The sequence below is a fragment of the Chryseobacterium indoltheticum genome (assembly GCF_003815915.1).
In the GTDB taxonomy this organism is placed as follows: domain Bacteria; phylum Bacteroidota; class Bacteroidia; order Flavobacteriales; family Weeksellaceae; genus Chryseobacterium; species Chryseobacterium indoltheticum.
On sequence record NZ_CP033929.1, the window covers coordinates 3,155,141 to 3,176,308 of the forward strand.

The window sequence follows — 21,168 nt, forward strand, 5'->3', positions numbered from 1 at the left end:
GTAGACAAAAAAATAGTATTTTACTACTTCTTCATTAGATGTCATATTGCTTTGTATAAATTGGCTCCGTATCAAATTTGAATCCTTTATTAGCAGCTATACCTGTTATTTTACAAAAACCAGGAACCTTAAACATTGTCCCTACATTATCATGAGTCACTTCTATATAGCTGTCGCTATCATTGAAGATTTCAATACGCTGTCCTAATATTGGTTTTTGTGGTAATCTTACGGTTTCTCTTGTTACAATATAAATATGAGCATTTCTAGAACGTCTTACATCTCCATCTGTGTTATACAGAGGATTAAGAATCAACTGCATAGAAGTGTTATGAATGTCAACCGTATCTACTGATAAATCTCCAGCTATCTGAACTTTATCTTCATGATTACCTGCCTCTCTTCCTATACCAAGTAACTTTGCATCAAAATGAATATTTAATCCTTCAAATCCATTAAATGATGAGCCGTATTTAATGTATTCATTGATTCTACCTGCGTAGAACACTTCATTAGATAAATCAACAAGTCCAGCTTCTCCGTCAATGTAATCTTCTTCTAAGGCTAATGTTCCGTAACCTATGCTATTCATTAATCTCACACTGCTGAATTGTGGAGCTTGTCCTGTCCCTAAATATTGGTCAATATTATTTAGATAAGATAAATTGGAATGGGTATGAGAACTTCCTCCTGCTGCCGCATTCCATGAATTAATATTAGCTTGAGTTATATTATTTACAGGATGTGAATTAGAAATGAAATTACTATCAACCCATGTTTGTGTTGCATAACTGCCTGATGAAATTCCACCTAAATTATCAGCATTCCTTGCGCTATCTACTCTTACACCATAAGTTCCGGAGCCATTTCCACCTACTAACGTTGGATAACTAGGATTCCACTGGTATTCTGCGTCTACATTTGATTTTGAAGTTCCCCAAGGAGTTGTACCACTTGAAATATCAAATATAGTATGGCCATTCCCGTAATTATTCCAGGTCATTTCGCTTAGAACCCGTCTATTAGTGATAGCTGGTTGACCTACATAGTTCCAATGATAAGGTGGTGCTACATCTAATAACTGATTTAAATTGACGGCATGAACACCAATTGTACCATTTGGAATAACAGGACTTTGTAAAAAAGTATTTGTATTGGCGAAAGTTTGCACACCATTCAATGTGGCATAACTACCTAATTGAGCATTTAAAGCAGATTGTGTGACATAGCTATTTAAATTTGCTGAGGTCAGAAATCCTTGATTATTTACCCAGTTCTGTGTTGCTAATGTATAGATTGCTATCTTTACTTGTTTCGTTCCTACTGGTTCAGCTGAGTTATCAATTGAAACTACGCGATTAACAGTTGTTTGACCGCCACCGCCAGTGGTTATAGCTTTTACTGAAAATCCTTGCCAGTACCACAATCTTGGAAACCAAAAACATAGGTTTCCGTTGATATTTACTGCAATAATAGTAGTAAGATCTGAATAGGTTGAATATCCTGACTGATTGATGATAGTATCTGCATAGATGTAACCCTGAACTTTTGTATCCATCGGTATACCACCTCCGTACATATTACCCTTAATTTCTAAAAGAAAAGATTCTCCCTGAGTCTGCGAATAGTCAATATTTGTTGTAATTAATGTACCATCTGTAAAATCTCTATATGAATTAACAAATGCATCATCCTTACTATATTTTGTAAGCTGGCCTCCACCTCCCATAAGGAAGTAATCATCGGATGAATTATTCTTAATAAAACCATTTGAAGTAATATTACCATTAACATCTAATTCAGTTGTAGGGTTTTCCTTATTTATACCAACAAAATTATTCGCCCTGTTTGCTGATAAAATTGGTGCCGAATTGTTTAGTCCATTATTTAAACTATGCAGAGTTAATAACCCTGTATTGGTATCTGTATAGAAATCAAACCCATAAGAATCTAATAAAGTGGGTTCTGCTAAATGAAGAACTCTTTGTTTGCCTATGTTAGTATTACCAATACGCAATGCTCCGGTCATGGTATCACCTGATTTGCTTACTTTTGAATCAGGGCTAAAATTCAGAGAAGTCCAGTTTATAGCATTGATGTCAATAATAGGAATATAACCCCTCAAAGACATATCGGTGGTGTTGATACCTTGATATAAAAATAAGTTATCAGCAGTTGTTGGGAAATCTAATCTGTTATACCAGGTGTTTCCTCCTTTGAAATGAAATGAAGTTCCATAATAACTTTGGAAATTTGTTAATGCTGGGTCTCCAGCATAATCTGTTATAGATAAAGGAAAATCTGTTTTAGCTATTAATGCTGTATCTTGACCACCTCTTATCGTTAAATATAAATCAGGATTGAAAATTCCTGCGTGCCAAACTTGATTATCTTTATAGCGAAATGCATTTTCCCCAACAGCTAAACTATTTGCAAAAGCCCAAGGTGTTAAGCCCCATCCCATATAAACATGAGCAAAATTATCTCCTGTAGTTAAAGCGCCAATACCTGCCATAAAATCAGAATCATCCATCTTTTCCCAGAATAATCCAGTGGCATTTAATGTTGATGCTTGTTGAATTGTAATAACACCTTGTTCACTAATTCTACCTCCTCCAGTTAAAGTACCACCTGACAATGGCAGATAGTTTGCTAATTGTGCAGAAGTAGCAAAATCGGAAACAGGCTTATGTCCACCACCACCTAATAATATATAGCCATCATGTGATCCTGATTTCAAAAATCCGTTAGCTTTTACATTGTCAAAACCATCACCGTTAATATTCATGAAGTAAAAACCATCCCCTCTATGGCTAATAGTTCCAGCATACAATGTCGGCTGATGAAAGGATAAAGTAGGATAAATGGTATTTGAGCTGCCATTACCGTTAATCATTATACCAGCACCTGTGTAACCATTTCCTTCAGCACCAGAAAATGTTTTATGTGCAATTATAGTTTGTGGCGTATCAATGGTGACATAACTATTTGGATTAAAGTTCCCTGAATGCCATAATTCCATCCAAGGTCTTACACCATTAACAGCTTCTTTTGTTCTAAACCAAAGTCTTGAAACATCACCATTGTGACCGTTATTATAATAAAAATCTAAATTATTATTGTCTCCCCCGACTTCTGAAAATTTTATATAACCTCCATAACTTGCTCCATCTGGTCTATCAGTTCCAGCCCAACTAGATGAATAATAACTAGAAATAAAACCCCCATTTGGTAATTCTGCATCTAAAGTTGTGGCAACAACACCAATTGATTTTGATGCTATCTTATCATTTTGAAGAAAATTAGAAGGATTAAAATTCCCTGAGTGCCATAAATTACCAATTGTTGTAGCATCAACAGTTGCTTGTAATTGAGAACCAGTCCAGCCGAGTAGTATATTATTACCAGTTGTTCCAGTTCCTCCAATTCTTACATATTGTCCTAATGGTTGATAATTTGCTAATTGACTTTGATCTACTTTAGCATTCCACAGATTTGCAGAACCAAAATTAGACGTAAGAATATTACCATCAGGTTGAATTAATACCTGTTCAGAATAATTTGCCCCACCATCAGAGGAAAACTGGAAAGCGTATCCTAAACTATCAGAACTACCACCTCTTTTATTACCTACCTTCCATCTTGTATTATAAAAATGATAAATATGTCCTGAAACAATACTATTAATAGATGATGAAGTCTTCCAAACATCTACTTGATTTTGTTCATTACCATAAAAAGAAACGTTAGAAGTTAAAGCAAAATTTTTATCAGCTATAATCCATTGTGGTGTATTAATGGTAACATAATTATCAGAATCGGTTGATGTAACAATTTTAGACCATCCTGAAAAATTACCAGTGTGCAAAGATCTTTTATAAATATCACCATAAGTATTAATACCCAATTGAATACCATAACCAGGGTGTGTATTTATTGATATTAAACCATTTGCATTATCTACAGCATTTGGAAATAAGTTAGTTGAGGTAGGATATATTACTGGATAATAATTAAACGTATAATCATTAATAAGATTATTCAAATCAGCTTCTCCAGTAGCTGTTGATTGTAGAAAACTATGAGTATGATTAATTAATGCAAAATCTGAAATTGGTTTGTGACCTCCACCTCCTAGTAGTGCATAACCATCATTTGAACCTTCTTTAATAAATCCAGCTGAAGCTAAATTTGCGAAAGCATTAGTATCAGAGGTAGTAAAGAGATAGTTTGACCCATCATATTGAATAGTTCCAACATTAACCCCTGATTTATAGAATACCATTCCAGGATTTGAATTATCTTCTGATATTATTCTTAATCTATGATTAAGATATTGATTACCTCCAATAGTTTTAAACCATTTGGCACCTTCTATGTTTTGTTCTGTATTTAAAGTAATATAATCGTTTAATTGACTTTGACTTACTTTAGCATTCCAATCACTTGCTGATCCATAATTTAAAGTGGCAATATTTCCTTTTGAATAAATTCCATTTGTTGGAATATATTGTTGGTCTGAATATAAATCAGAGGTCAATAATCCACCTGTGTTTAATTTTTTTGCACTACCACCACCATTTGTAAGAAATGAAAAATTCTGCCCATCATCATCATTAATACCTCTGAAACTGCCATCATATTTTTGCCAATAATTCCCTAGCTGATTTGATGTTACTAAATTTAAATCAGAAACTATTTCTGTATGTGTTCTTCTACTGATTTTTTTTGTAGTAGGGTTCCAAACTAACACAAAACCGGCCTCGTTTGGAACACTTTTTACGATAATTTCGCCTTCAACGGCGACGTGATTATTAAAATATTCGGGTGCGATCATCAATCTAATCTTGCAGTTAAGGTTATTCTATATTCGTTCGGAGTAAGAGGTGCCAAAACATCGATCTGCACATCATTTTCGGTAACAGGTACACAGCTGAGATTTATTCTCCTGTTATCTGCATTTCGGTAGCAGGTATAATCAACGTTTCGGGTTTCCCAGTTGTGCGTTAATGAAAAAGTTACAGATGAGCCGTCACCGATCTGCCATGTTCTGCTTTTAATTTTTGCATCCAAAACAGCTTTCGTCGATTTTGGAGTCATTGCTTTAACAGCATCAGTTCCCACAATAGCTTCAACATCTGTAGCGATCTGAATAAGTCCTTTCACTGTATCTGTAGCATCTACAATATCAGGAATTCCTTTTTCTATAATCTGATAATTTGTAGCAACATTAGAAGCATTATCGGTATTAGCAATAAGATGATCACCGATTGAAACGGGCTCATCACCCACCCAACCATTTGCCGTAATCACCCAGACCATCCCTGTTTTAATGGTAGCTGATGTAATTGGCGAAGGAGTGGACATTGATCCTTTAACTGTCGCAGGGATATAGCCTCCCGGCTGATAAATTAATGCTCCTGTAAGGCTTTGCCCTATTAAGTTTTCAATATAAGTTTTAATCTTATTAGATGACCATGTATAGGTACCCGACTGCGTAGCATCATTCAGGAAAATGGAGACGATATCTGCATTGGTAAGGTTTCGGCCCGCTACTTTAATAACGTGTCCCGAACTATTCGTCAGGATCTGGCTTAGCAATAGAAGTCCACCAGTCTGATCTGTCTGAAAAGGATTATTGGTCAGCGGATAATCAGGATGTACATAATTTTGGGCTAAATTAATCCATTCGGCACCGTTCCATTGATGCAACTCACGTTTATAATCAATTACCCAACCTGCAGGCACATTATCTGTACTCGGAAATGTGTCAAAATATTGGAATCTGGTACGTTTCAGTTCTCCAAAAAAATTATCCTGATGTGCGTTATTACTTATTACTGCGTTATTATTCATGGTTATTTTATTTTTATTTATGGTTTAACTTTTAAAATGAGAATGTTAATTGGATTGGGAAGATCTCCCAGCATCTTAATTTCTATGGTTTGATTGGTTGCGTAATCGTCAATATTTATTTTTTTACCCGTCACACTATCCCGGGCCTGAATGATTACATTTTCAGTTTCTAAGGTGTTTGGGAAAACTGTGCTTCCTGTCACTTGTACCACTGCACTTGTAGAAGTCTGTGAGATGAGCAAAACCTTATCATAGATTTGCTTATTAAATTCCTGTTGATTTTTCGGACTGTTTAACCAATCATAATCGAATAACAGTTTCACTTTATCTTCCCTGGATTCTCCTATCGGCATAGCTTTTAAAGCTTCAATGTCCTGCCGGTTTTTTTTAATGAAATCGACTATTTCCTGAAGTTCGTCCAGAGACAGATCACTCGATACCAGTATCTTTTTAATATCATCAATCTGTAGGGTAAATGATTGAAAAATTTCTTCAAACCCGTCAATATTCTCCCTAGGAATCAAGTCATCTTTGTGATGAAAAGATGAAAAAGTATCTTCAAACTGTGTTTGCGTTGGAAAATCTCCAGCTTCAAACCAACTGAAGATTGTATGTAATGGTGTACTCATTTAATGATTTAAAATTAGTTTTTGATAAAATTGATAATTGGGAGTGATCTGTCTTTTCAGGCTTATTGCTTTAGTAAAAATTCTCTATTTTTTGAGTGATTCTTGATTTCATTCCTCTTTATCAACCCTATCAATTAATGAATTGCATGGTCATCATCAAGAAAACCATGCATTTTATTGTATTGCTGCTAAAGCCAGTTAATCTAAAACAGACTTCCTCTGAAGGCAATACGAATTACAGTTTTTAAAATCTTATTTCGAAAAAAATAAGTCTGCTTCAGCTTTTCTACGCCTGATTAAACCGTTTAAAGTTTTTCCTCCGGCGGTCGTATATCTTGAGATAAACCAATCTTTGATAGTTTCTGAATTTGCTTTTTTATTGATCAGTGAAAACAGAGTATCAGATCCTCCTGTGTTGTAAGTATGCGAGACAAGAGCATCAAATTGATTTTGTGTAAGAGCGACTTTAATTTTATTGCTGACTATTTTTTCATACGTCGGTAAAACAGATGAAAATAATTCTACTCCTTTTTCTTTACTAATTGAAGGATCTTTCAGGGTTACTTTTTTCCCGCCCGGATAATAGGTATTTCCGTAGCCGATTGTCGGGATTCCTGCTGAATCCAAATAAGGTTTTGAACTGAATCCTTCAAATGATAAAATCAGGTTTATTCCTTTTTTTGATGTTTTCATTTCTTAAAATATTTATAGACGAAAAAGATGAATATTAAAAAGGTCACAACAATCGTAATTACGATCCATGTTCCGGCTTGAAAGCCTGTAGAATTGATGTTTTTAGTTTCTTCAAAAACTTCTGAATCGATTTCTCTGTTAGCTTCTTTTAAAACAGCATTCTGAGCTGAATCCTGAAAAATATATGTAAATTCTTCTTTTCTGACCTCCGATTTTTTATTGTCGGTCTTTATATAATGGTTATTGATTGCATATTCTGCATTTCCTGTGATAGAAATACTTTGAACGGTATCGCTTCCAACAACATTATGGAAAACAAAAGGGTTGGATAGATCAGATTTTCCTGTAATCAATACCTCTCCGGATATTTCATTTTTCTTTTCTTTGACTAATGCATCTACAGCTGTGTTTTGAATAGATTTTGTGCTTTGTACACTTGCAGAATCTACTTTTACTTTCTCTGTCTCACTTTTATTTTCTTTATAAGTGGTTGTAATTTTATGTTTACTTCGGCAACACAATATGAGGCCACTGAATATAATCAGCAGCAGAATTTTTGCTTTCATAAGCTTTATTTTTTGAAATTATTAGGGTAAAGAAGCCAGGAGTAGAAGGAAGTTATTGTATTCGTAAACAATGTTTCCCGACTTTTATCTTTATGTAAATATTTTATCTTCCTTCACATATTCTTTTTTAATACTTTCTAAGAACACTTCTAAACTTACTCTGTAATCAGGTTCCTGTGATGCAATTGTTTTTAAACTGACATCTTGTATAACATTCATGATATTAGAGCCGGTGAGCTCGTACCGTTTGGCAATTTGTTCTAAATTTATATCCTTAAGCTGTAATTGCGCAGGCAAATTTTGCTGCCAGATACGCAAACGCTCTTCATACTTTGGATTATTAAATTTGATGCAGCTATGAAAACGTCTCGTAAAGGCTTTATCCATATTATTTTTAAAGTTGGATGCCAAAATAATAAGTCCCGAAAACGTTTCTATTCGCTGTAACAGATAAGAAACTTCCTGATTCGCATATTTATCATGAGCATCCCGTACATTGGTTCGTTTTCCGAAAATGGCATCTGCCTCATCAAAAAATAAAATCCAGTTTTTGTTTTCTGCTTTATCAAATAATTTGGCTAAATGTTTTTCAGTTTCGCCGATGTATTTTGAGACCAGCATCGAAACATCAACTCTGAAGACAGGGCGTTTCGTATATTTCCCTAAAAGACTCGCTGCAAGAGTTTTCCCCGTTCCCGGTTCGCCATAAAACAATACCCGAAAGCCTGGTTTAAGTTTTTTCTGCATATCCCAATCTTCCATAAGAATCCGGCTGCTGTTGTACCAGTCTTCAATGCTTTTAATTTCGTTTAATGTGATTTTAGGAAGTATCAAATCATCCCACGATCGGCGGGTCTGTAATAGCTCTGCGGGAAAATCATTGCTCATTTTTGGCAATACTTCTACTCCGAAAACAATCGTATTAAAAGTTTCCTGATGCACACTTATCTGGCTATTCGTTGAACTATGCTCAGATGAACCCGATAAAACAATAAGCTCTTCTTTAATCAAAACCGAATTGGGATCGAAATAATCTAAAGCCTTCAGTCGTTCTGAAATGCTTTCTCCACCCAAAATATATTGAACAGTCTGAATTGTCGGATAAAAAAGTCTGCCATTATCATTGGTTACACAGTAATCAAACAACACACTACTTGGAAACTCCAGAAAAATACGCTTCAGCAGTGACGGATCCAGTCTTGGTAACAAAGCCATCAACAGAATTATAACTTCCTGATGTTTAAGCTTTTTCCCAGAAATATAGTTTCCTAGCTGAAAGCCTTCATGATCATTAGTTTTCAATTCGGGTGCTGCTGTATTAAAATCTTCTGAAGCATTGTTGATACGCCATTTTATAACCTCTTCTAAATGAGTAAATAATTTTTGTATTTGTTCTTGTTCCATTGGTTTTTTAGTCTTTTTTATTTTTTAAAATTCAAAATTTACTCTTCTTCATCTCTTTCAATAAATTCTTGTTTCTGCTTTCTAAGTGTAGCAAATCAATTCTTTTTTGTCTTAAAATTTTTGAAAAACAATTATTAATTGGTTACTAGTAGTAAACGTAATTCATATTAGAAAGTCTTACCCAAACTGCCTAAGCAATTATTTTTTGTTGAAAGTCTTTCCCTTCCTGAAATTCCTACTTGTTAAAAAATCAATCTTCCGCTCTCAAGGAATCATGATCTTCGCTTGAAAGAAAATAATAGCTCAGCCATAAGCTATTATTCTGTTTTTTGGATGAGATTCTAATGCTCTCACATCAGAAAATTCCATTATTTCAAAGACAAAAGGTTTCCTGTTAAAGAACATCTCACCCGATTGAGGTATTTTGTAAAATAATTTCGCACTATAAAGTGGTTTACTTTAATAGACCTCAACCGAAAAGTTGCTCACCTATGAATAAAAATAACTTTTGTAACATCTCATTTTTTTATTGTTTTTTATTATTTAAATTGATTTTAAAATTCTCATTAGTTAACTTTTTTGATTAAGTTTTTCATACAAATAGTTCTCTGATAGAAGTGAAAACAAAGTCTGCGTTTAAACTGTTATTATATTTGCTGTTTTATTTTAATCTTGTGCTCCTTCATAACCATAAGGAAAAACAATACATTCATTAATATAAACACTCAAATCTCCAGCAAAATTGAGTTTAGATAATATAATTACTTGTTCCTGAGATGAAATATTAATAAACTGGTCATTAAAACCAAAATTTGCAAATCTCTTAAGATTAGATATACCAATTCCAAAAGGCAAAGGGATATAAATATTTTCATCTTTAATTGTGGCGCTTAATCTAAATCTTATGGTAACATACTCGCTTCCTTCCTGATGTTCAAAATTAATTACACCATTTGCAGAAGAACCTCCCGACATAATAAAATCCTCAGAGTTGATTTGTCCTGTTTCTTTAATGCCTACTTCAATATACCCTATCTCACCAGTGTTTTTTTGAACTAATTTTCTATTGAAACTGGGATCTCCCTGAGCATTCGTTAAAGCTTCTGTTCTAATCCCGTTTTGAGTTATCTCAGTAATTTTGTTACTGCCTCCTCCTGTAGCATCAGATGTTGTTACTTTAAAAGATTTTGGTTTTATATCTAATTCTACTGTACCTACTCCTGCTGACATAGCACTTAGTCTGGTAAAAGTTTTAGTTATTTTTAACTCATTCATCGTGTTAAAATCTTCAGTAGAAACAGATGTATTAATACCCTCTTCTATATTGGTCATAAAGAACACCTGATCTGAGTTTACATATTCTGTAGCTAAAAAGTGAGAATTACTTACTCCATTTTTACCAAACTCTATTCTTCCACCTTCATTTTGAACTGTTATTAAACCTGATGCCGGTGACTCTGGAGTTGTACCCGTTAAAGGAATAGATTTTTCTCCTCCACCGTCGATAATATCGCCGACATTCACCTTGTTATTTAATGATGCTTCTAATCCGTCAACTTCTGTGATCGGAATTTTTGTGTTAGTGTGTCTAAAAGAAGAAAAAGTTTGTTGAAATTCTTTCTGTGTTGGCATGTCGCCGGTCTGAAACCAACTTAATATTGTTTCTAAATCTGTCATGTTATTGAACGTTTGGTTGTATGATTTCAAGAGCAAAATGCTTTATTAAAGAGCATCTACTCTATTAAGGTTGTAATTTTTAATTTATAATGTAATTGATTAAATCATTCTCGTCTCGTCCTAAAATAATTTTAATAGTAACGGGTTGCGATCTGAATTTTGTTCCATTAATATTAATTTCTAATAACATTTGAATAAGTGAAAATGGTTTTCTGTGATGCGCAGAATATTTAAATGAACCAGGTCTGTTAAATGTTCCCGACGGAGCAAACTCGTTGTAATCTGAATCAGGTTTAAAATAGTTGATCGGATTAAGATCTATAATCATTTCGTTAGACGTTACCGGATATTCCGACTGTCGACCCCAAGATTCTGCATCCGACAAAAGCTCCTGATAATAACCTGCATTTTTTACATAACCACTTTTAAGTGTTTTTTGTTGTTTGTAGCGTTTAATGATGATTTTGGGTTGATATTTATCGATATCTAAGTCGGTTAATAATTTTACGTTCAAACATTTATAAGCTACATTTCTACTTGAAACATGTTTATAATCATCTATCTTTTGGGGTTCATTTTCTTCCGGATCTTCAATATTTATATGACCTCTGCCAGATTTCTCGATATCTTCAGCGACATAGAAATGATAGTATTTTTTCTTATAATCCCGAGATGGTTTTACATCCAATCCGAAACTAAATTCATTTAAATGGACATAATTATCGATGAACTCTCCAAACTGATTCTGTGTAGGATATTTACCTGTTTCAAAATAGGTTTTCAGTTCTTTTCTTTGGATTAAAATATTCTTTTCTTTCATTGTGTTTTTGATATTTTATTGTTTATTTTCCTGATACAATTGCCCTCCGGAGCCAATTAGTATTCATAGATTTAAAGTTCAAAATTCATCTTTTTTTTGTTCGTATGAAAGTTTTTTGCCCTTGCTATCCTGTAGTTGCAGTAAGTCTTATTTTTCTGGATCATAGACATATATTTCTATAGTTCCGAATTCTCCTGTCATATCAACAGGAACATAATCTTCCCTTGGCGTGAAAATATTTAGATTTACCATATGATCATCAGACCTTGCCGCCATACAATCTACCGGAGTTGATTTATTATATGGTTTATTGATTTTGCTATTGATCCAAACTCTGCCTTCGGGGAACGCTTTTTCCATAAATCCGGTGTAGAAACCAACGTCATTACGGCTCCAATTAATATCTCCAATTGTGTTTTCTAATACAGTAAATCTGGGTTCGAAAGATTTTTCATCCACATGTAATAGTGCTCTGTAAATTTTATAGTTCCTTTTAGGCTCTGTAGAATCTACAATCCCTAAAACCTTTTGCCAATCATAAATATTTTTAGAATCAAGATTTGAAGCATCTCTTCTTGTTAAATAGCTGATATGCGAATCTGCTGACCAAAGGTGGTTTTCTAATGCTTCTTTATCTGCCTTATTTTGGAGATCGGCATTCACACCACCCAGTTGTTCCTGAATTGTTGCTTTATCTGCCTTAACTGAAAGATTAGAATTAACATCAACCAATCCATCTTCAACAACTTTTATTCGGTTCACTTCCTGCTGAAGGGTAAGTTTATCTGCTTTAGACTGAAGATCTGTGGTAAAAGTACCGAATTGCTCAAGAACAGTGGCTTTATCCGCTTTAACTGCAAGATTAGAATTCACATCAATCAATCCATCTTCAAGAAATTTTATTTTATTAACTTCCTGCTGAAGGGTGAGTTTATCAACTTTGGATTGGAGATCGGTCGTGAAAGTGCCGAATTGCTCAAGAACTGTTGCTTTATCCGCTTTAACTGCAAGATTGGAATTCACATCAATCAATCCATCTTCAACAACTTTTATCCGGTTTACTTCCTGCTGAAGGGTTAGTTTATCAGCTTTAGATTGAAGATCGGTGGTGAAAGTGCCGAATTGCTCAAGAACTGTTGCTTTATCCGCTTTAACTGCAAGATTGGAATTCACATCAATCAATCCATCTTCAACAACTTTTATCCGGTTTACTTCCTGCTGAAGCGTAAGTTTATCAGCCTTAATGGAAAGATTAGCATTCACATCAACTAATCCATCTTCAAGAAATTTTATTTTATTCAGTTCTGGTTCAATCGTAGCTTTATCCGCTTTTAATCCTAAATTAATATTAACACCATTCAACTGCTCAAGAATAACTGCTTTATCTGCTTTAATTGCAAGATTAGAATTCACATCAACTAATCCATCTTCAACAACTTTTATTCGGTTCACTTCCTGCTGAAGCGTAAGTTTATCCGCTTTAGATTGGAGATCGGTTGTGAAGGTGCCGAATTGCTCAAGAACTGTGGCTTTGTCTGCTTTAATTGCAAGATTAGAATTCACATCAATCAATCCATCTTCAACAACTTTTATTCGGTTCACTTCCTGCTGAAGTGTGAGTTTATCGGCTTTAGACTGAAGATCGGTGGCGAAAGTACCGAATTGCTCAAGAACAGTCTCTTTGTCCGCTTTAATGGCAAGATTAGAATTTACATCAACCAATCCATCTTCAAGAAATTTTATTTTATTCAGTTCGGGGTCAATTGTAGCTTTATCGGCTTTTAATCCTAAATTAATGTTAACACCGTTGAATTGCTCAAGAACAACAGCTTTATCTGCTTTAATTGCAAGATTAGAATTCAAATCAACTAATCCATCTTCAACAACTTTTATTCGGCTCACTTCCTGCTGAAGCGTAAGTTTATCTGCTTTAGATTGAAGATCTGTGGTAAAAGTACCGAATTGCTCAAGAACAGTGGCTTTATCCGCTTTGATTGCAAGATTAGAATTAACATCAACTAATCCATCTTCAACAACTTTTATTCGGTTAACTTCCTGCTGAAGTGTAAGTTTATCCGCTTTAGATTGGAGATCGGTTGTGAAGGTGCCGAATTGCTCAAGAACTGTTGCTTTATCCGCTTTAATGGCAAGATTATCATTCAAATCAACTAATCCATCTTCAACAACTTTTATCCGGTTAACTTCTTGCTGAAGTGTAAGTTTATCAGCTTTAGATTGGAGATCGGTGGTGAAGGTGCCGAATTGCTCAAGAACTGTGGCTTTATCTACTTTAATTGCAAGATTGGAGTTCACATCAACTAATCCATCTTCAAGAATTTTTATTCGGTTTACTTCTTGCTGAAGAGTAAGTTTATCCGCTTTAGATTGAAGATCGGCGGTGAAAGTGCCGAATTGCTCAAGAACTGTTGCTTTATCCGCTTTAATGGCAAGATTATCATTCAAATCAACTAATCCATCTTCAACAACTTTTATCCGGTTAACTTCTTGCTGAAGCGTAAGTTTATCCGCTTTAATCGCAAGATTAGAATTCACATCAATCAATCCATCTTCAACAACTTTTATCCGGTTCACTTCCTGCTGAAGGGTAAGTTTATCAGCTTTAGATTCAAGATCGGTGGTGAAGGTGCCGAATTGCTCAAGAACTGTTGCTTTATCCGCTTTAATTGCAAGATTGGAATTCACATCAACTAATCCATCTTCGACAACTTTTATTCGGTTTACTTCCTGTTGAAGGGTAAGTTTGTCGGCTTTAGATTCAAGATCGGTTGTGAAAGTGCCGAATTGCTCAAGAACTGTGGCTTTATCCGCTTTAATGGCAAGATTAGAATTCACATCAACTAATCCATCTTCAACAACTTTTATTCGGTTAACTTCCTGCTGAAGGGTAAGTTTATCGGCTTTAGATTGAAGATCTGCTGTGAAGGTGCCGAATTGCTCAATAACTGTGGCTTTGTCTGCTTTAATGGCAAGATTAGAATTCACATCAACTAATCCATCTTCAACAACTTTTATTCTGTTCACTTCCTGCTGAAGCGTAAGTTTATCCGCTTTTAATCCTAAATTAATATTAACACTGTTGAATTGCTCAAGAACTGTAGCTTTATCCGCTTTAATTGCAAGGCTGGAATTTAGATTGGTTAATCCGTCCTGAACAATTTTTATTTTATTAAGTTCGCTTTGAAGACCTTCTACCATTCCGATTGTAATATTCGAAAGCCCGGTTGACAGATAATTACTTTTATCATTTTTTGCGCCACCTTTAAATAGATAAAGAGAATAATTCTCATCATTCACCGGAATAGCAATGAAGTCGTTATCTTCAAAATCGTAAGTGTCTGAATGGTTTGCAAAATCAGAAATTGTAGTTTCAACGGCTTCAATTAAAGTCGTTAAACCTAAAGCCTCTATCTTTTCAGCCAGGATATTTCCGTTGCTGTCTGTGTAATCTTGAAGAGATATGAATGTATCATGACTCTGGTTCTTCGTATAGACATTTCCAAATTCAGAAATATTGCCAAGCTCATCAAAATCATCAACAGTGGCGGTATTAGAAGGAAAATTCCCTACTTCAAGCATTGTTTTCCAGGACTGTACATTGTCACTATTCAGATTAGATGCGTCTCTCCTGGCTAAAAATGAAGTATGCGCATTGGCATCTGCCAAATGGAGCTCATATCTATTTTTGTCAACTTTATTTTGCAGCAAGCTATCTAATCCTGCAATTTTATTTGTAGGGACAGGCTCATCTTTATGCCAAAATGATGACCAAGATTCTTTAAACTGTTCCTGAGTCGGGAAATCACCAGTTTCAAAGTAGGTGTATATTGTATCTAATGGTATTGACATATCGTTTATTAATTTTTGGTTAGTATTATAAAAGTTGTGTTTCAGCAATAGCATACCCTCACAGGCTCATCGGTCGAGAATTAGCCATAATATAATATCGTCGAAATAATAGGGGCTTGCTGTTCCGGTATGGGTTGCTACAATTTCTTTTTTAATCTAATAAGAGGTAATGCAATATGAACAGCTTGTTGAATAATGACTGATTGTTTGTTATCTATACTTATTGTTCCTGAGCTCTTTTTACCGTTTGTTTATTTTTCACCTGCAGAATAATAACATTCGATTCTTGCATTTCTTACTTCCACTATCTGGCCTCCATTCCAAGAGGTTTGATTTTGTCCTGCATGTAAATAGCCTGTCGTTAAGAGTTTACCATTATCTTCATCATAGATATCACACTGTATTGACTGATCGGTTTTCCTAAGATCTGCATTGTAATAAAAAACTAAATAATCTCCAATATCATAATGATCGGTAACGGTGTCTTCATCTCTGTATCTATCACTCCATCCAGCGGCTTCAATTCTATATTGAATAGAGACTTCTGTCTTATTAACGAACTTAACGCTTGTGTTTACAACGTTTATTCTCCTTCCATAATCTCCTTTTGAAATTTGTATGGGTAAACCAATATTATCCAGCTTTCCAAATTCAAATCCTTCAGGAATTGTATTAAGATTATTCCCGAACAATCTATAGATGAAATAATTCTGATTTAATTGATATTCCAAGCCATAATATTCTGTTTCTTTTAGATTTCCTTCTGAGATTTTTTTTGTTTTAAATGTATAAGGAGCACTGCCTAATAAGAATTGCTTTACCCTGAGACTATTGGTTTCTTCTAGTGTGATCACCTGATCTTCTTCATCCTGTGAACTTATAACTATAGGAAATTTTAAATTTTCAATGTTATTTGTAAAATAGTAAATGAATGCATTATCAATAGACGCCAATCTATTGGCAAGAATTATTGCTTCTCTATTGGTCATTACATCTTCCTTAAGTGTGAAAGAATCTATCAAATCCGAAAATTGGCTTTGTGTAGGATATTTACCTGTTTCAAAATATGTTTTTAACTGATCCCGTGTTGTTAATTCTTCTATTTCCATAATATTTTAATATTCTTTGCCGCTTATTTTCTTAGAAAATACTGTTCTGCTCTTATTGTTATTTGCTTTTTAAGCTTAAAACTTATCTTTTTCGTTTACGTATAAAAATTGCGTTTCCGTTGTGTCGTTTCAGAAGATATATTCTTTTTTAAACAGATGAGTTTTTGCTTAATTTTAAGGTTCAAAATTCATACTTTTTTTATTCTTAAAAAAGTTTTGAGGCCTCTCTGATCTGTAGTTTCAGCAATCTTTATTGTATTCAGAATCAGATAAATAATTGTTAGATTTTAAAACCCAAAATTCATCCTTTTTTCATTCTTAGGAAAGTTTTCGAACCGCTCTGATTGGTAGTTGCAGTAACTTAGCATGAAATATTGAAACAAACCATGCTGATTTTAAATTGGAATCTAATATTAGAATTACACGCACAAAAAAAGCCTGAATTATAAAATCCAGGCTTTACTTTTTTAATGTGATATCCCCAATGGGACAGTCTATCTTTTAATCTAATTTAAAAAAGAAAAAAGCTACCGCTGCCCACTCTTTTTTAATTCCACTGGCATAGCCAATAGTACCATGACTACTGCCTTCTACCGTTCCATTGTCTTTGATGTAACCAATGGTTGAGTGGCTGCTGTTTTCTACCGTACCGTCTTTTTTTACATACCCAACAGTAGAGCCACTTTTGTTTTCTATCGTCCCATCGCTTTTGATGCGACCAATAGTGCTGTGACTTTTATTTTCGATTGTACCGTCGCTTTTGATGTAGCCTACTGTAGAATGACTCTTGTTTTCTATAGTTCCGTCACTTTTGATATACCCTGCAGTATTACGACTTCCGGATTCTATCGTTTGTGCGCTTACAATAGAGAGACTGAACAAAAGGGAACAGATGATTAGTGTTTTTTTCATGGTTTAAAGTTTTAATAAGTTTTTTTATTGATTCAAATATTAATTAACTGAGTTCGGGTTAAGCAATAATGGTAAAATATTAATTTTGAGTCGATTATACATTTAACGCAAAGGTGAATTTTATTCTTTTATAATAAAGTTAGCAAAGAAGAACCAACAAATTGATTTTGTAAAGCTTTTGCTCAAGCTTTGCGAAGCGCATTTATTTGCCTTTGCTTTCTAAAATAAATAGTTTAATTATAAAATTTTTACGTTTAATGATTTAAAAACATTATCAGAATCTCTTATCCCGAACTGAGGTTAATTAGGATTTTCGAAAGACAATGATTCAAAATGCACAACGGTTTTTTTAGATATTATTACCTGTTTAAAGATAGAGAGTTTTTTGAATACACAAAACTGAAAATTCTAAAATGCAGATATTTCTCTTCAATAAATTTCGAACTGTTGGTCTGTAATATTAACACGCATCATAAATAATTCATGCGACAGTTAAGAAAAAACAACGTACTCGTTCCGGAAACCATCTGATCACTTCGAAAAATGATTGTACACCTTCGAAAAGTCATCTAACTAGTTCCGGAAATCATCTGAATGGGTCGAAAAACCTTCCTGCTGCTTAAAATAAACCTCTAACCGATCCGCAAAGCCATCTGAGTATTGTGGGAATTCAGCTGCCTGTTCCGCAAGATCATCTGACTGGTTCGGAAAGCCTTCTTGCTACTTAAAGTAAACATCTAACCGATCCGCAAAGCCATCTAACTAGTGTGGGAATTCATCTGTCTGTTTCGCAAAATCATCTGACTGGGTCGGAAAGCCTTCTTGCTACTTAGGAAAACCATCTGACCAATTCGAGAAGCTGACTGTCTGATGCAAAATGTCAACTGACTATTTTATAGTAGAAAAATGTATTTAAAATACGGTTTTTCCTGATCTTTTTATAAGAATTGGCGCGGCAGCGTGGGAATTTAAAATGTCATATAATTTAACAATGAAAGCATCCCGATAACGAGATGCTTATTATTGAAATAAAAATAATTTTACTTATTTATAGAGCCATCAACCATAAAACTTGGCATATAATCCGACTCAACTTCAAGTTTCCAGCCTTTATCATGAGCCATAGCAGCTAAAGCTGTACAGCCCCACGATAAAAATCCTTCGTTTTCCCTACATAATGGAGTTCCACCACGATTTAAAGCTTTCTTTTGACTCCAGACCTCTTTATGAGCATGAATTGCTTTAATTAAATTCTGATTGAACTCTGCTTCATTTTCATCAACTAAAGATTTGAAAGCGATTAAAAACTTATTCATGTAATAGATCCAAAATTTTTGCTTAACATCAGGACCTATTTCAGATTTCATTGAGATTAAATCTTGTTGAGATTTTTCAAAAAGTTCTTCATTAAATGTTTTGTTTGTATAATATTCTTTCATTAACAATAAAAAACACGTTACAAAATTACCTTTATTTTGATTTTCTTCTTTCATTTCCCATAAATAAAGTGGGCTACTAGCTATAATTTTTTGCTTTTCTTCGTCTCTTGCAATAGTCGCCATAAAAAGGGCTCTCAAAATATTGATGTGCTGGTTTGTTTCTTCCACTTTAATAGGGAATAAACCACTTTCGTCTATTTGCGCTTCTTTTACTTCGCCTGGAAAATGGGCTAATCGACAAAATTCACTAATACAGTTAAGTCCATAAGTAGACCAATACTTTTGCTGAGATACTTCTGGTTTCTCCAAAACAGACATTTGTAATAGCTCTGAAGAATCTCTATATACATAAAACAGAAACCTAAACATTTCTTTTGACTTATTAATAGATTTGTGTAATTTCCCATTTAACCAATCAAAATTTTCTTTGATTACATCAGGCAAATCAACCTTATGTAAATTAATTTTTTCCATATTTTTTATCTTGTTATATCAAATTCTTTAATTGTAAATTGTCCTATATCATCCGCTTTTGTAATCCTTTATTGTATTACTATATATTAACATTTCCATATTTAAAGGAAATTTTCTTGAACCCGAATTTAGTTAAAATTTTAAATGACAAGTGGTTAAATAATAAAAGCATCCCGATAATGAGATGCTTGTTAGTTTATTTAAAAAAATATTATATCCATTCGGCAGGAATAACAATATTTTCTGGACAATTGAAGCCTTTGATGACATCAAGAAATTTTTGGGTCACTCCAACCTCTCCATGGTCTGCAAAATTAAAAATATCTGCCCCTTCATATGAGTCATGAATGACCTGCAGATGAATTGCATTTTCTTCAGTACCTCTAATGATTAATTTTGATTTTTCTTCATTATATTGATTTAAATATAAATTACAACCTTCACAAATACCCGTAAAATCACTTGCTATAGGTATATTTCTAACAGCTGGAGCCAAAATAGCTAAATAGACCAATGTAGGAACTGTTTTAATATCAACATTACCATATTTATGCTTTACTTTATTTACCTTTATTGGTGCAAAACCTTTAATCTCAGACTTTATTAACGCATTGTATAGATTTTCCGAAACAATTAAAATATTAGAAGCACTAATCATATCTTCGCCTTCATATCTTTCAATTTCTAATTCAACTTTCGAATATCTAATTTCTTCTTTTAACTCTCTATTACATATCTGACATTTAGGCTGTTGTACTCTCGAACTTTTTTTTCCTAAATTACCTATCCAACTTTTTGAATTGAATGTGAATATTTTTTCTTTATTATTCATTAGTTAAGTAAATGTTTTAAATTATTAGTAATCGTTCCTATTTCGTTTTCTGTCAACTGTCTTCCTGCATTCAATTCAGCTCTTGCAATATCATCTAGAGATCTTGCTATGAAAACATCTGTTTTTGCAGCAAAATCAACTATTCTTGTTTTTATACCCGCATCATTAATCATATTTAATATCTTCAATTCATCTATATGACTATAAACCTCATTCCACGCGATTCGTATATCTGACAAGTGCAGAATTTTATTAATATTTCCTTTTGGTATTGCTCTCAAACTTTTTGGAGCATTAATCAATTCTTTTTCAAAAAGATACGCAAAATCAGAACCTTTTTCAATAAGATGATGAATAACATCATTGGAAATATCTGCTCTGTTGGCTAGCGCAAATATCTCACGATAATCAGGTGTTTTGGTAAATCTATCTAATTTAGAAATTTTCATCAATTCTCTACCTTGATCATCAAAATATATGTCTCCTTTTTTTAACCAACTCTCACAGCTACCGCACGAATCCTTTCGTGTGGTTTAACATTATAAGTCATACATTTTAAACAAAAATATAATTTAAATTTTTAAAAACATCCAGCTAACATACAAAAGCAAAATTGTGAATATAATTCTTGAATAGGGGAACTTATAGTTACAATTCATCAATTATTTTTTTATAAAATAAACTTTTAAGAAAGTGATTAGAAAATAAAAGCCACACGAAAGGATTCGTGCGACAGCCTTTAGATTTGTAAAGTAGTAAATTCCTAATTTTAACAAAACAACCTAACCAACAAAGTGACCCTTCGCGCCAGCAAAGTTAACGACTTATCCCCCGATTAGGACTTTGTTGGTTTTACTGAAAAGCATCATATTACCAGTATCCTCCATTTT

14 protein-coding genes are annotated in these 21,168 nt (G+C 33.7%); all 14 read right to left on the reverse strand.

Annotated elements, in window-relative coordinates; translation table 11 throughout:
• Window positions 1-34 precede the first annotated feature (34 nt).
• The 14 genes from EG358_RS14690 to EG358_RS14755 all read right to left on the reverse strand — a co-directional run bounded on the left by EG358_RS14690 (window position 35) and on the right by EG358_RS14755 (window position 20,727).
• Window positions 35-4,837: a hypothetical protein gene (locus EG358_RS14690; RefSeq protein ID WP_076559435.1), complete on the reverse strand. Its 4,803-nt coding sequence runs from the start codon at window positions 4,835-4,837 to the stop codon at window positions 35-37.
• The gene (locus tag EG358_RS14695) at window positions 4,837-5,856 is read right to left on the reverse strand and encodes a hypothetical protein (RefSeq protein WP_076559433.1); all 1,020 of its coding nucleotides are present in this window, start codon (window positions 5,854-5,856) and stop codon (window positions 4,837-4,839) included. The genes EG358_RS14690 and EG358_RS14695 overlap by 1 nt, the downstream gene beginning before the upstream one ends.
• A 17-nt stretch (window positions 5,857-5,873) precedes the next feature.
• Window positions 5,874-6,485 carry a hypothetical protein gene (locus EG358_RS14700; protein WP_076559431.1) on the reverse strand — a complete coding sequence of 204 codons (612 nt, stop codon included), beginning with the start codon at window positions 6,483-6,485 and terminating at the stop codon, window positions 5,874-5,876.
• 252 nt (window positions 6,486-6,737) lie between these two features.
• Complete coding sequence (locus tag EG358_RS14705; RefSeq protein ID WP_115596379.1) at window positions 6,738-7,178, reverse strand: lysozyme; 441 nt, start codon at window positions 7,176-7,178, stop codon at window positions 6,738-6,740.
• Entirely contained in the window at window positions 7,175-7,744 is a 570-nt protein-coding gene (locus EG358_RS14710; protein ID WP_076560910.1) for a hypothetical protein, read from the reverse strand. Before EG358_RS14710 ends, EG358_RS14705 begins: the two co-directional genes overlap by 4 nt.
• 90 nt (window positions 7,745-7,834) lie before the next feature.
• Entirely contained in the window at window positions 7,835-9,148 is a 1,314-nt protein-coding gene (locus EG358_RS14715) for an ATP-binding protein (RefSeq protein WP_083677042.1), read from the reverse strand.
• Between the two features lie 666 nt (window positions 9,149-9,814).
• Window positions 9,815-10,825, reverse strand: a complete 1,011-nt coding sequence (locus EG358_RS14720) for a hypothetical protein (protein WP_076560908.1) — start codon at window positions 10,823-10,825, stop codon at window positions 9,815-9,817.
• A 79-nt stretch (window positions 10,826-10,904) separates the two neighbouring features.
• The gene (locus tag EG358_RS14725) at window positions 10,905-11,645 is read right to left on the reverse strand and encodes a hypothetical protein (RefSeq protein ID WP_076560906.1); all 741 of its coding nucleotides are present in this window, start codon (window positions 11,643-11,645) and stop codon (window positions 10,905-10,907) included.
• 147 nt (window positions 11,646-11,792) lie between these two features.
• Window positions 11,793-15,512 (reverse strand): coiled-coil domain-containing protein, encoded by a 3,720-nt coding sequence (locus EG358_RS14730; protein WP_115596380.1) that lies wholly within the window; start codon window positions 15,510-15,512, stop codon window positions 11,793-11,795.
• A gap of 251 nt (window positions 15,513-15,763) precedes the next feature.
• The gene (locus tag EG358_RS14735; RefSeq protein WP_076560902.1) at window positions 15,764-16,621 is read right to left on the reverse strand and encodes a hypothetical protein; all 858 of its coding nucleotides are present in this window, start codon (window positions 16,619-16,621) and stop codon (window positions 15,764-15,766) included.
• A 501-nt stretch (window positions 16,622-17,122) separates the two neighbouring features.
• A complete protein-coding gene (locus tag EG358_RS14740) occupies window positions 17,123-17,533 on the reverse strand; it encodes a 5-fold beta-flower protein (protein ID WP_076560900.1) in 411 nt (136 codons plus the stop codon).
• A 1,040-nt stretch (window positions 17,534-18,573) separates the two neighbouring features.
• Complete coding sequence (locus EG358_RS14745) at window positions 18,574-19,446, reverse strand: immunity 49 family protein (RefSeq protein ID WP_076560898.1); 873 nt, start codon at window positions 19,444-19,446, stop codon at window positions 18,574-18,576.
• Between the two features lie 211 nt (window positions 19,447-19,657).
• Window positions 19,658-20,278 carry a hypothetical protein gene (locus EG358_RS14750; RefSeq protein WP_076560896.1) on the reverse strand — a complete coding sequence of 207 codons (621 nt, stop codon included), beginning with the start codon at window positions 20,276-20,278 and terminating at the stop codon, window positions 19,658-19,660.
• Complete coding sequence (locus tag EG358_RS14755) at window positions 20,278-20,727, reverse strand: hypothetical protein (RefSeq protein WP_076560894.1); 450 nt, start codon at window positions 20,725-20,727, stop codon at window positions 20,278-20,280. The genes EG358_RS14750 and EG358_RS14755 overlap by 1 nt, the downstream gene beginning before the upstream one ends.
• Between the last annotated feature and the right edge of the window lie 441 nt (window positions 20,728-21,168).